At 64.8% G+C, this 13,256-nt stretch carries 9 protein-coding genes, 1 tRNA gene and 1 pseudogene; 7 read left to right on the forward strand and 4 right to left on the reverse strand.

The features are described from left to right. The first annotated feature begins 141 nt into the window (after positions 1–141). Entirely contained in the window at positions 142–948 is an 807-nt protein-coding gene (locus ALII_RS0116700) for a DUF937 domain-containing protein (protein WP_024588373.1), read from the forward strand. Between the two features lie 180 nt (positions 949–1,128). Here ALII_RS0116700 and ALII_RS0116705 read toward each other — a convergent pair whose 3' ends face one another. Continuing rightward, positions 1,129–1,416 carry a DUF1127 domain-containing protein gene (locus tag ALII_RS0116705; protein WP_024588374.1) on the reverse strand — a complete coding sequence of 96 codons (288 nt, stop codon included), beginning with the start codon at positions 1,414–1,416 and terminating at the stop codon, positions 1,129–1,131. Positions 1,417–1,609: 193 nt separating this feature from the next. Between ALII_RS0116705 and ALII_RS0116710 the strand changes: the two genes are divergently transcribed. The 3 genes and pseudogenes from ALII_RS0116710 to ALII_RS0116720 all read left to right on the forward strand — a co-directional run bounded on the left by ALII_RS0116710 (position 1,610) and on the right by ALII_RS0116720 (position 4,741). Beyond that, positions 1,610–2,575, forward strand: a complete 966-nt coding sequence (locus ALII_RS0116710; protein WP_024588375.1) for a LysR substrate-binding domain-containing protein — start codon at positions 1,610–1,612, stop codon at positions 2,573–2,575. Between the two features lie 10 nt (positions 2,576–2,585). Continuing rightward, positions 2,586–4,139, forward strand: a pseudogene (xseA, locus tag ALII_RS21355) (exodeoxyribonuclease VII large subunit). A 101-nt stretch (positions 4,140–4,240) separates the two neighbouring features. Then, entirely contained in the window at positions 4,241–4,741 is a 501-nt protein-coding gene (locus tag ALII_RS0116720) for a ferritin-like domain-containing protein (RefSeq protein WP_024588376.1), read from the forward strand. Positions 4,742–4,791: 50 nt separating this feature from the next. Here the strand turns inward: ALII_RS0116720 and ALII_RS22505 are convergent, their stop codons facing one another. From ALII_RS22505 to ALII_RS0116740, 3 genes are all read right to left on the reverse strand, one after another. Further along, positions 4,792–4,986, reverse strand: coding sequence for a hypothetical protein (locus tag ALII_RS22505; protein ID WP_024588377.1), 195 nt, complete (start codon positions 4,984–4,986; stop codon positions 4,792–4,794). 821 nt (positions 4,987–5,807) lie between these two features. After that, positions 5,808–5,884 (reverse strand) — tRNA-His (locus ALII_RS0116735). Between the two features lie 276 nt (positions 5,885–6,160). Beyond that, positions 6,161–6,616: a phasin gene (locus ALII_RS0116740; RefSeq protein WP_024588379.1), complete on the reverse strand. Its 456-nt coding sequence runs from the start codon at positions 6,614–6,616 to the stop codon at positions 6,161–6,163. Positions 6,617–6,925: 309 nt separating this feature from the next. Here ALII_RS0116740 and ALII_RS0116745 point away from each other — a divergent pair, with 309 nt between their 5' ends. From ALII_RS0116745 to ALII_RS0116755, 3 genes are all read left to right on the forward strand, one after another. Further along, the gene (locus tag ALII_RS0116745) at positions 6,926–10,054 is read left to right on the forward strand and encodes an ATP-binding protein (RefSeq protein ID WP_024588380.1); all 3,129 of its coding nucleotides are present in this window, start codon (positions 6,926–6,928) and stop codon (positions 10,052–10,054) included. Between the two features lie 353 nt (positions 10,055–10,407). Next, positions 10,408–11,403, forward strand: coding sequence for a Fe(3+) ABC transporter substrate-binding protein (locus ALII_RS0116750; protein WP_244437455.1), 996 nt, complete (start codon positions 10,408–10,410; stop codon positions 11,401–11,403). Positions 11,404–11,514: 111 nt separating this feature from the next. Then, positions 11,515–13,185 carry an iron ABC transporter permease gene (locus ALII_RS0116755; RefSeq protein ID WP_244437456.1) on the forward strand — a complete coding sequence of 557 codons (1,671 nt, stop codon included), beginning with the start codon at positions 11,515–11,517 and terminating at the stop codon, positions 13,183–13,185. The last annotated feature ends 71 nt before the right edge of the window (positions 13,186–13,256 follow it).

Genomic DNA, 13,256 nt, shown 5'->3' on the forward strand with positions numbered 1-13,256 from the left:
GATGCCCTCCCTCCCCCTTGTGGGGAGGGATACAGGGTGGGGGTCGCCTTCAGAAAGACCATCCTTCTCCAACCCACACCCCATGCTTGTGTCGTTCGCCGGTTCAGCTAGTCTTTCCCGAAACCAATCCGGGAGGACGACATGCTGCCGCTCTACGACATGATGATGAAGGCGCAGAACGGGCGGACGGCGGATCTTCTCGCGCGGCAGATGAACCTGACGCGCCAGCAGGGTGAACTTGCGCTGGAGGCACTGCTGCCGGCCTTTTCCGAGGCGCTGAAGCGCAACACGGCCGACCCGTTCGGGTTTTCGCAGTTCATGACGGCGATGGGCGGCGGGCAATACGCGAAATATTTCGAGGACGCGGCGCGCGCGTTCACGCCCGAGGGTGTGTCCGCCGGCAATGACGCGCTCGGCCAGATTTTCGGTTCCAAGGAACTGGCGAGCGCCGTTGCGGCGCAGGCCGCGCAGGCGACAGGGATCGCGCAGGAAGCCTATCGCCAGATGATGCCGTCGCTCGCGGCGATGATGATGGGCGGTTTCTTCAAGCAGGCGACGGGGCAGATGCCGGGTTCGGGCGCGAATCCCTTCCTCGACGCGTTCCGGCAGATGATGCCGCAGGCGCCGACGGCGAGCGCCGATCCGTTCGCCAACCCCTACGCCAAGATGATGCAGGAGATGTTCGCGCCGAAGCCGACCGAAAAGCCGAAGGCTGCGCCCGATCCCTATGCGCACAACCCGTTCATGAAGATGTTCGAGGAGATGGTGCAGTTCGGCCAGCCGGAGGCGAAGACACCGCGCGATCAGGTGACCGATGCGCAGGTCTTTCCGTTCGAAAATTTCTTCGGCGAAATGTTCGAGACCGGCCGAAAGCAGCAGGCGGATTACCAGAAGGCGATGACGAAGCTGGTGGATGATTTCTTCGCGCAGGGCAAGCCGCGCGGGTGAAGCGCAACCGCGTTGCCCTTTGACGAGCATAGGCGTGACGGCATCGAAGGGCGCGCCGGGAGATAGAAAAAGCCCGGCCTCGCGAGGAGACCGGGCAGGATGCGGGCGGCCGAAGGGGATCGGCGGGGAGTGGGAGTGCCCGCAATCTTGGTGGCTATCAGGTCGGATTGCCTGAACGTGTCAGCAGACCTGACGGGCGAAGCGTTCTTCCTCGCGCCGGCGGCGCAGGGAGGCGAGGGTCGCCGTCGGGTCGGCGACGATGCCGGTGCGGGCGGCCTGGTGGAGGTCGGTGCGCAACAGGCCGATATCGGCGAGGTGATGGTCCGACAGTTCCGCCAGATTGCCGATATGGCGTCGATTGAAGAGCGCGCGGAAGACAGTCTTGAACCCGTTCGTCACGCGCGACGCCACATCCGTGCGCGTCGGGGCGGCACCGGCATATGTGGGGTGGTGATCGAGGGCGGTCATGACTGGTCTCCTTTGATGAAACGGCTTTGGTATAGTCAGGATGAGCGTGGCGGCGACGGCGCGCCACCCGATTCCGGATGGCTGTGCCGCGTCGTCGAAGCTTCTGCGACGCGTGCAAATTGCGTTGCTTCGATTGATTAGTCGAACGAATGTTTCTAATATTTAGCATCAACGATCATGATGGATTGATCCGATGCCCGCCGCGCCCCTCGACCTCGACCAACTCCAGACCTTCATCACCATCGCCGATATCGGCTCGTTCACGCGGGCCGCGGAGGAAGTCCACCGCACGCAGTCGGCGGTTTCCATGCAGATGCGCCGGCTGGAGGAGCGCGTCGGCAAGCAGCTTTTCGAAAAGGACGGGCGTACCAACCGGCTGACCGAGGACGGCGAGCGACTGCTGGTCTATGCGCGCCGGCTGATCCGGCTCAACCGCGAGACGCTGGCCGCCTTCGACGACCATTCGCTCGAAGGCCACATCAAGATCGGCACGCCCGACGATTATGCCGACCGCTTCCTGCCCGAGATCATGGCGCGATTCCTGCGCTCCAATCCGCGCGTCGAGCTTTCCGTCGTGTGCGAGCCGACCGCAAACCTCGTCGAGCAGATCAGGCGCGGACAGCTCGACATCGCGCTCGTCACCCATGACGACGACAAGGGCCGCTCGGAAGTGGTGCGGCGCGAGCCGCTGCTCTGGGTCGGCTCGATGAACCACGAGGTGCATCAGGAGGAGATCCTGCCGCTGGCGCTAGGCCGGCCGAGCTGCCTGTGGCGGCGCACCGCCTGCGACGTGCTCGACCAGATGAATCGCGACTACCGCATCATCTTCACGAGTTGGTCGGCGACGGTCATCATGGCGGCAGTGCTGTCGGGCCTCGCGGTCTCGGTGCTGCCCGAATGCGCGCTGCGGCCCGGCATGCGCATTCTCGGCGAATCGGACGGGTTCGGCGCGCTGCCCGATTGCCGGATCGGCATTTTGCGCGGGCATTCCAGCCAGCCCCAGATCGTTGATGCGCTGGCGCGGCATATTTCGGAAAGCCTCGACAACATCTCCGTCGTGCCGCCGGCCAACGAGGATAGCGGACATTTCGACTTCGCCGGCGTCGCCTATGGGCGCGGCAAGCGGCTGCGGCCTAGCCAGATGCTTCCCGGTTGGTAGAACTAGCGGCATGTCAGACCTTCTCGCCACCGATTCGAAGACCAACGCGGCCGAATATTCCGTCTCGGAGATTTCCGGTGCGCTGAAGCGCGTCGTCGAGGACACATTCGGAAACGTGCGCGTGCGCGGCGAGATTTCCGGCTATCGCGGGCCGCATTCGTCGGGCCATGCCTATTTCTCGCTGAAGGACGATCGGGCGCGGATCGAGGCGGTGATCTGGAAAGGCACGTTCTCGAAGCTGCGCTTCCGGCCCGAAGAGGGCATGGAGGTGATCGCTTCGGGCAAGCTGACCACCTATCCGGGCTCGTCGAAATACCAGATCGTCATCGACAATATCGAGCCGGCAGGCGCCGGCGCGCTGATGGCGCTGCTGGAGGAGCGCAAGCGGCGACTGGCGGCCGAAGGGTTGTTCGAGACGGGCCGCAAACGCTCCCTGCCCTTCATGCCGAGGACGATCGGCGTCATCACCTCGCCGACTGGCGCGGTGATCCGCGACATCATCCACCGCATCGCGGACCGGTTTCCGGTGCATGTCATCGTCTGGCCGGTGCGCGTGCAGGGCGAGACGACCGGGGCGGAAGTTTCGAACGCGGTCGCGGGCTTCAACGCGCTGCCGGACGGCATGACGCGACCGGACCTCCTGATCGTCGCGCGTGGTGGCGGCAGCCTAGAGGACCTCTGGGGCTTCAATGACGAGGCGGTGGTGCGCGCGGTGGCGGCATCGACCATTCCGGTAATTTCGGCCGTCGGGCACGAGACCGACTGGACGCTGATCGACCTCGTCGCCGACCGGCGCGCGCCGACGCCGACGGGCGCGGCCGAAATGGCGGTGCCGGTGAAAGCCGAGTTGGAAGCGGCCGTTTCGCGGTTGTCGGCGCGGGTGAAGGGTGCGGTCTCGCGCTGCACGCAAAGGAAGCGCGATGCGCTGCGGGCGACGGCACGGGCGCTGCCCTCCGCCGATGCCCTGCTCGCTTTGCCGCGTCGGCGTTTCGACGAGGCTGCGAGCCGGCTGCAACGCGCGCTGATCGCCAATACCGAGGCCAAGAAGCAGAAATTCCGCGGGCTGCGCCTGTCGCCGGCGATACTGTCGCGGCGCCTTGGCGATGCGAGGCTGCGCACCGAGCGGGCCGCGGGGCGGCTGCCGGGATGCTTTTCGGCGATGGTGACCAACCGGCGCAACCGGCTCGCGCGCGATGCGGCCCGGGTGACGCCGAACGCGCTGATGCGGCGCATCGAGATGGCAAGTCAGCGGTTGGAAACGTTCGAGCGCCGGCAGCGGCAGTCGATCGACCGGGCGCTTGAAAGGCGCCGCCAACGCTTCGAGCAGGCTGCGCGGCTGGCAGGGTCGCTGTCCTATACGAGCATATTGGAGCGCGGCTTCGCGGTGGTGCGCGACACGGACGGCAACCTCATCAAGCGGGCGGGGGAAATCGCGACGGGCGATGCGCTGTCGATCCGTTTTGTCGATGGCGACGCCAATGCCGTGGCGGCGGGATAGACGGCGAAGCCGAAGCCGAAGGCCAAGCCAGCGACGCCGACCGGCGGCCAGGGCACGCTTTTCTGACGCCATCCGATTTTCCAACGGAACATCGGCCGATCCGGATGCTTCGGAGGGTTCCTCACGGTTTCGTGAGCCAACCTCATCGATGCATAAGGATATTTCCCATGGCCAAGGAAAAGACACTCGAAGATCTCTTCCACGATACGCTCAAGGACATCTACTACGCCGAGCGCAAGATCCTGAAGGCGCTGCCGAAGATGGCGCGCGGCGCGACGGCCCCGGCGCTGAAGCAGGCGTTCGAGAAGCATCGCGAGCAGACCGAGACTCATGTGGAGCGCCTGCAGCAGGTGTTCGAACTGATCGGCAAGCGCGCCCAGGGCAAGACCTGCGATGCGATCGAGGGCATCATCGCGGAGGGCGAGGAAATTCTCGACGAGTTCAAGGGAACGGCTGCGCTCGACGCCGGTCTGATCTCGGCAGCGCAGGCCGTCGAGCATTATGAGATCACGCGTTACGGGACGCTGAAGCGCTGGGCCGAGACGCTCGGCATGAAGGATGCGGCCAAGCTGCTCGATGCGACCTTGCAGGAGGAATCGCAGACCGACGAGGACCTGACGATGCTTGCCGACAAGACCGCCAATCCGGCCGCGATGAAAGCCGCCTGAGCGCATCTGCCGAACAGGACGAGGGCGCCGTATCGGCGCCCTTTTCCATTCTATTCGTCCGAGAACTGGTCCTGATCGCAGGGTTCGCCGGTGCGGAACTGCTCCGACAGGCACTCGCCGCGATCGAACCCCTCGCCCGCCGTGGTGACGGCACGCGCCATGCCGCCCGCGCCGCAGGCGGTGAGCATAAGAGCGGCAGCGAGGGTCGGGATTACGATCTTTGACAAAATGCGCGCAGCCAGCATTAAAACTCCAATGCACCAACGTCTGTGAGATCGGTGCGCAGGTCAAAAAAAAAAGCCCCGGCTCGGAAGTCGGGGCTGTCAACCTTCGGGCTTGGTCTCGCCAATCCAGGTTCGCCACCTTTCAGTGGACTTGAGGCGCACTACGAGAACACTCCCGCAAGCGCTATCGACATCAATATGTGGCGTTACAAGTACCCCGTCAAGTGATCCAACCCAAGGGCGTGCAGGAGGCTTATACGAATCTTGCGGAGTTCCATCGAATCAACGACCATCTTCAGATATCGTCGCTTCCCTGACACCGGGTCTCTCCCCGTGTACGGCATCGACAGTCGGCGAAAAGCGACCGTAGCAAGCATGTCGGCCTTGGCGAATTTGAAAGAACCCTCATAGGGCTTGGGTGCCTCGTACGGAAGTTCGATCTTGCACTGATATCGCACACCGGACCGTGGCGGTGTCTGGCTCAACGGCACCACGGTGCATAGACCGTCGCGGTACGGGAGGCGTGGAGAAACGACAACCACTAGGCGCTCCTTCACCATCTCTGGTTCGCGAAATCCAGTCTGATAATCGCAAATCAACACTTGGCCCGGAACCGGTGGAAACTGAATACCTTTCACGCCAGTCAAATCGTTCCCGCCCTTGTGTGCAACTCTTCCTTGTCTAAGTTGACCTTAAGGAAAAATCCAGAGCGTACGCATCGGAGCGCATGACCGCTTCACCTGCAATCGCTCAATACAACGAGCGACGCGTAGCACTTAACTGAAAGAAGCCAGCTTTCTCGACCACCAAGTTTTAAGAGGAACTGTACACTTGGCAGGAAATGGTACGGTTGGCTGGGGTCGAACCAGCGACCTCCGGATCCACAATCCGGCGCTCTAACCAACTGAGCTACAACCGCACATCCAATTGGCGCATGACCAACTGGCTGGGCAGGCTATTACGGTCATTCAGGCCCGATTTCAAGCGGGAATCCAGGGCGAATGCGCAAAAATGCCTGTCGGAAGGGAAGCTGCGCGATGCGGGATCGGGCATCCCCCAAATAGGAAAAAGGCCGGGGGGGAGGAACCCGGCCTTTCCATGTTCCGGATGCCGCCGGGAGGAGGTGGCGGCTCCGGTGCCCGGCTGCGGAAGGGAGGAGGTTTCCGTCAGCAGGGGAACTTGGCTTAATAATGCATCAGGCGGCTTCGAGTTCCTTCACGGACTTCTCGAAAGCGTCTTTCATCGGCTTCATGACCTCTTCGGTCGCCTTGGTGGAGGCAGCCTGGAAGTCGCGGGCCTGTTCCATGGCGAGTTCCATCGACTTGCGCACGAAGGCCGTCTGCAGTTCCACGACCTCGGAAATCGACTTCGCCTGCATCAGCGCCTCGAGATGGGCAAAGCCCAGTTCGGTATTGGTGCGCATCGCGGTGAGCGACTTCTTCGACATTTCGGTACCGGCCACTTTGGCGGTCTCGAAGGTCGATTCCATCGACTTCTGGGCATATTCGGCGTTCGAGCGCAGTTTGTCGTAGGCCTGCTTGGACTGTTCCATGCCGTTCTCGGCGAAGGCGCGGAACTGGTCGGTGGCCTTGGAGGCGTCGAATGCAGCGGCTTCCATCGCCTCTGCGGTCTTAGCAGCAGTCTTGGTCATGCCATGTCCCTTTTCAGGTTGGTGCGGCCATGGTCCGTCGCGTCGAGGCCGCTGGTTTGTTCCGGGTCTTATACAGTGAATTTTTGTGCAATGCAATATCGACGCGTGCGTTGCGGTAGAAAACTGCCCGCGGATTAACCATTTCGCCAATCGAACGGGCGTGCGAGCCCGCCGATTGTGGACGACGGCGCGATCCGCTTTTATTAACGAAGGGTTAAGTGGGACGAATCCCGCATTGAAGTCCGAGCGGGGTGGGAGCCCCGCAAGGAAGCCCCGGCGGGGTGCGAACCCCGCGAGCACAGGAAACCGATGACGGCCGCGACCTACTCCTTCATCGACATCGCCGTACTCGGCGGCGTGCGCGACCGGTTCGCGCGCGGCGACGCGCTCGTGCTTCTTTCGCCCGATCTCGAGCGGGTGCTCTGGGCGAACGGCCCGGGCGCGGCGTTTTTCGGCATCGGCGACATCGAGAGCGCGATGGACAGCCCGGCCCGGCTTTCGGTGCAGGCCATGCGGCAGATCGCATCCCTTTCAGGCTATCCGCGGATCGGTGCGGAGCGGACGGTCTCGCTGCGCCTTGTGCAAGGCATGGCAAGCCGCATGACCACCTTTCAGGCGGCGCAAATCCGGCTGCCGCGCGGCGAACTGGCGATCCTGCTCGCGATCCCGGCGAGCCTGCGCGGCGAAGCGCGCATGAAGGCGGCGATATCGGGCATCGAGGACGCAGGATATGCCGCGGCGCTCGTCGACGCCGAAGGCGCGGTAGCCGCGGCGACATCGGGATTCGAGCGGCTCGGCCTCGGCCGCACGGCGCTTTGGACGTTGGTCCAGGACGTGTCGCGTGAGCATGACCGGCTGGTGAAGAAGCTCGTGACGGTCGAGGGCGGCACGCTGCCGGTCGGCTTTGCGCGGCTGACCGACGAGCCGGCGCTTCACCTTCTCCTGACCTCGAACGAGGTCGATGCCGACGAGGAAGATGAGCCGGCTGCGGCCCCGCCTGAGGCGGAACTGCCGGCGGTGTCGGCGCAGGTCGCCGCTGAGGCGGAGCCGGAAGAGATCGTCATGGCAAAGGTCGCCTCGGCCGTCGACGAGGCAGATGCGCCCCCCGCCCCTGCGCCCGTTCCGCGAGCGCCGGACGAGCCGCGCGTCCTGCCGACGCAGCCGATCCGCTTCGTCTGGCGCACCGATGCGAGCGGGCGCTTCGCGCAGGTCTCGTCCGAATTCATCGATGCCGTGGGCGGCAATGCGGCCGACGTGATCGGGCGCTCGTTCCGCGATGTTGCGACCGTGTTCGGCTTCGATCTCAATGACGAGATCGCCGCGCTGCTCGACCGGCGCGACACCTGGTCGGGACGCACCGTGCTTTGGCCGGTCGAGGGCCACGCGCTGAAGGTGCCGGTGGACCTCGCCGCCCTGCCCGTTTACGACCGCGAACGCATGTTCGAGGGATTTCGCGGCTTCGGCGTCGCGCGCATGGCCGATGCCGTCGCGGACCCGGACGAACTCGGCCTCGCGCTGATGAGCCCGAAGCAGCCGCAGCCCATCGACCCCGACGATCCGTTCCAGGGCGAGACGCCGGTGCTGGCGGGCCTACCGGATTTCGGGCGGCGCGCGAGCGACAAGGTTGTGCGGCTCGACGATGTGCGCCCGGGGACGAACGGCAAGACGCTTTCGCCCGGCGACCGGCAGACGTTCCAGGAAATCGGTACGAAGCTGAAGAAGGAGATCGGCGACGAGGAGATAGAGGCGCCCGTCGATTCTGAGGCGGAGCGGCACGCGCAGGAGCGCGCGCGGTTTGCCGAGGCCGAGATGTCCGAAACCGAAATCGACGCGGCCGACAATGTCGTGCGGCTGACGGACGCGAAGCCGGCCGATGAGCCCCCCGCCGAGGCGAAGGACGAGCGACCCGCGCCGGCCAGCATCCACTTCCTGCCGTCGGCCTTCGCGCCGCGGGCGAGCGGCGACGAGAGCGTGGAGGACCGGCTGATCGACCATCTGCCGGTGGCGACGCTGATCCATTCCGGCGAGGTGCTGCACCTGGCCAACCACGCCTTCTTCGACCTGACGGGCTTTTCGTCGCTCGATGCGTTCACGCGAGCCGGCGGGCTCGACGCGCTGTTCGAGGATTGCGACGACGGGGAAGACGGCATCCTGTCGCTGAAGCGCGCGGACGGGGCGGAACTGCCGGTCAGGGCGCATCTGCATTCGATCCCCTGGCATGGCGCCAAGGCGCTGATGCTGACGCTGCTGCCGCAGCCGCAGGTCGAGCCGGTGCAGGTGCCGATGCCGACCGGGGACGAATTCGATGATGGCGAGGAATTGCGGGCGCGGCTCTCCGAGTTCCAGACGATCATCGACACGGCGACGGACGGCGTGATCCTGATCGACAATGATTTCGCGGTCCGCTCGATCTCGAAGCCGGCCGAGGCGCTGTTCGGCTTCGATTCGGGTGCGATCGAGGGCCGGCCCTTCCGCGAACTCTTCGCCATCGAAAGCCAGCGCACGGCGCAGGACTATGTCGAGCGGATCGCGCGCAAGGGCGTCGCATCGGTGATGAATGACGGGCGCGAGGTGATCGGGCGCGAGGCGGAAGGCGGGTTCATTCCGCTGTTCATGACCATCGGCCGCCTGCCGAAAGATGGCGGCTATTGCGCGGTGCTGCGCGACATCACCCACTGGAAGCGGGCCGAGGAGGAACTGACGCAGGCGCGCGCCGAGGCCGAGCGCACGTCTTCGCAAAAGAGCGAATTCCTCGCCCGCATCAGCCACGAGATCCGCACGCCGCTGAACGCGATCATCGGTTTTTCCGAACTCATCATCAATGAGAGCTTCGGGCCGATCGGCACCGAGCGCTACCGCGACTATCTGCGCGATATCAGCCGCTCGGGCAATCACGTGCTCGACCTCGTCAACGACCTCCTCGACATCTCCAAGATCGAGGCGGGCGAGCAGGAGATGAACTACGAGGCGGTGTCGCTGAACGAGGTGCTGGGTGAGGCCGTCGCCATGATGCAGCCGCAGGCGAACCGTGAGCGCGTGATCATCCGCTCCTCCTTCGCCTCGCGCCTGCCCGACGTCGTGGCCGATCTGCGCTCGATCAAGCAGATCGCGCTCAATCTTCTGTCCAACGCGGTGCGCTATACGCCGGCGGGCGGTCAGGTGATCCTGTCGACGGCGTTGGAGCCCGATGGCGGCATCGCCATCCGCGTGCGCGACACCGGAATCGGCATGAACGCGTCCGAGATCGACCAGGCGCTGAAGCCATTCAAGCGCGTCAATGCGCTGAAGCGCAGCCACCGCGAGGGAACCGGCCTCGGCCTGCCGCTGACCAAGGCGATGGTGGAAGCCAACCGGGCGCGCTTCGCGATCAGTTCCAAGCCGGGCGAAGGCACGCTGGTCGAGATCGACTTTCCGCCGACGCGGGTGCTTGCCGACTGAGGGTGCGTCGATATTCGAGCCTGAGCGGCCTGCAAATGGCGGTTTTCTGCGCTTCCGGTGCTCATGTACCCAATGTACATTCCGCTCCGGTTCTCGAAACCCACCATTTTCGGCACGCACAGACCCGAATCTCCACACACCCTCGCTCCGCAGTTTAGAATTCTTCTAACCTATTGATCGCCCTCGCGAAATAACTTGACTAGTCCGCTCCGATTTTACAAAGACTGGCCACTGGAGCGCGCGTGGAGAACGTGCGTCCCAGGCAATCCTTTGTTCGGAGGACAACCCAAATGAATCTCAAGTCGATGCTGCCGCGCCAGGCTGCCTTCGCAGCCGCCGCCCTTGCCGGAACCATGCTTGCAGCGCCGCTGGCGCTCGCGCAGGAAACCGTCAACATCTATTCCTATCGCCAGCCCGACCTGATCAAGCCGGTGCTCGACGCCTTCACCGAAGAGACCGGCATCGCGACCGAGGTGCTGTTCCTCGATAAGGGGCTCGAGGACCGCATCGCGGCGGAAGGCACGAACTCGCCGGCCGACGTCATTCTCACCGTCGACATCGCCCGCCTCCAGGCGGCGAAGGACAAGGGCGTGACGCAGGCGCTCACCGACGAGACGGTCGACGCCAACATTCCTGCCGAATATCGCGACGCGGAAGGCCACTGGTTCGGCGTCACCCAGCGCGGCCGAGTGATCTGGGCCTCCAAGGACCGCGTTGCCGACGAAGCGATCTCCTATGCTGACCTCGCCGACCCGAAATGGAAGGGCAAGATTTGCATCCGCTCGGGCCAGCACGACTACAACATCGCGCTCTTCGCCTCGCTGATCGCCCATTGGGGCGAGGCCGAAACCGAGGAGTGGATGAAGGGCCTGAAGGAGAACCTGGCGCGCGCGCCCGATGGCGGCGACCGCAACCAGGCCCAGAACATCATGGCCGGCGAATGCGACCTCGCGCTTGGCAACACCTATTATGTCGGCCTCATGATGAACAATGAGGAAGAGCCGGAGCAGAAGGACTGGGCGAACGCGATCCGCGTGATCTTCCCGACCATCGACGAGGATTCCGGCACGCACGTCAACGTGTCCGGCATGGCGCTCGCCAAGAACGCGCCGAACAAGGACGAGGCCGTCGAGCTGATGCGCTTCCTCGCCTCCGACACGGCGCAGGAAATTTACGCGGCCGAGGTCTACGAGTATCCGGTCAAGGAAGGCGTCGAGGCGAGCGCGGACGTGCAGTCCTTCGGCGAGCTCAATGCCGACACGCTGCCGCTGACCGACATCGCCGCAAACCGTCGCGCAGCCTCCGAAATGGTGGACCGTGTGGGCCTCGACGATGGCCCGAGCTCGTAAAGCTCGCGTCCAGAACTGACGTTCAGGCCGGTCCGGCAGCGGACCGGCCTTCGCCGTTTTTCCGATGAGCGCATCGTGACCGACCAGCTTCTGATCGACAGGACCGCCGCTATCTCCCCACCTGCGCCGCGCGCGCGGCGGCAGCGGCATCCGCTGGCAATCGGCTTGAGCGCCGTCGTTGCCGCGATCGTGCTGCTGCCGGTGCTGACGCTCGCCGGCATCGCGCTTTCGGGGACTGGCGAGGACTGGCCGCATCTGGTCAATTTCGTGCTGCCGCGCGCGGCGACGACCACGCTGTGGCTGATGACGCTGGTGGCGATCGGCACGGCGACGATCGGCGTGACGACGGCCTGGCTCGTCGTCGCCTACGACTTTCCGATGCGGCGGATGCTCGCCTGGGCGCTCGTGCTGCCGCTTGCCGTGCCGCCTTATCTGGCGGCCTATGCGTTCGGCGAGTTCTTCCATTTCACCGGGCCGGTGCAGACCGCGATCCGCGACATGTTCGGCTTTGCCACCACGCGCGATTACTGGTTTCCCGACATCCGCTCGACGACGGGCGCGGCGATCGTGCTGTCGGCCGTGCTCTTTCCCTACGTGTACCTGACGACCCGCGTCGTCTTCATCATGCAGGGGCGCAACGTCGCGGACGTCGCGCGCACGCTCGGCGCGCGGCCGGGCAAGGTGTTTCGCAAGGTCCTGCTGCCGATCTCGCGGCCGGCGATCGCGGCGGGCGTGGCGCTGGTGCTGATGGAGACGCTGAACGACATCGGCGCTTCGGAATATCTCGGCGTGCGCACGCTGACGCTGTCGGTGTTCTCGACCTGGCTCAATCGCGGCAGCCTCGAAGGCGCCGCGCAGATCGCGATGATCATGCTCGTCATCGTCTTCGCGCTGTTGATGGCCGAGCAATGGGCACGGCGGCGCCAGCGTTACCACGCAATGCGCGCGACGCAGATGAAGGCGAAGCCGCCGCGCGTGAGGCTGACCGGCATCAAGGGTGCGCTGGCGATGCTCGCCGCCGCGCTGCCGGTTGCGGCCGGCTTCGGCATCCCGCTCTACGTCTTCGGCGACTATGCCTCGCGGCGCTTGCAGCAGTTCGCCGATCCGGCGCTGATGCGCGCGCTGACCAACTCGATCCTGACGGCGACGGCGACGGCGGTGATCACCATTCTCATCGCGCTGGTGCTGATCCAGGCGGCGCGGCTGGCGCGCTCGCATCTGGTGACCGGGCTGACGCGGTTCGCGATGGTCGGCTATGCGCTGCCGGGAACCGTGATGGGGCTCGGGCTTCTGTTCGCACTCGCCCGCTTCGACAATGCGCTCGACGCGGTGATGCGCGATGCGTTCGGCGTGTCGACGGGGCTGCTGTTGACAGGGTCGGCGGCGGCGGTGGTGCTGGTCTGCTCGATCCGGTTCCTGGCGCTAGCGGAAGGGTCGATCCGCTCGGGGCTCGAAAAGCTGCCGCCCAATATCGACGAGGCGGCGCGCAGCCTCGGGCGCACGCCCGGGCAAAGCGCGCGCGCGGTGATCCTGCCGCTGCTCGGGCCCGCCATATTGACGGCGGCCGTGCTGGTCTTCGTCGACACGATCAAGGAATTGTCCGCCACGATCCTGCTGCGCCCGTTCGGCTTCAACACGCTGGCAACGCATGTCTACGAGAACGCATCGCGAGGGCGGCCGGAGGATGGGGCAGTGGCGGCATTGCTGATCATCGTGACGTCGCTGATCCCGGTGGTGCTGTTGTCGCGGGCCTTGGCTCGGGATCGGGAAGCGATGATGTGAGGGGTGGCGGTTGGTTCCTGTGAAGAGGGACCCCCACCCTTTATCCCTCCCCACAAGGGGGAGGGAGTTCG

It is taken from the genome of Aliihoeflea sp. 2WW, from assembly GCF_000497755.1.
Taxonomy (GTDB): domain Bacteria; phylum Pseudomonadota; class Alphaproteobacteria; order Rhizobiales; family Rhizobiaceae; genus Aliihoeflea.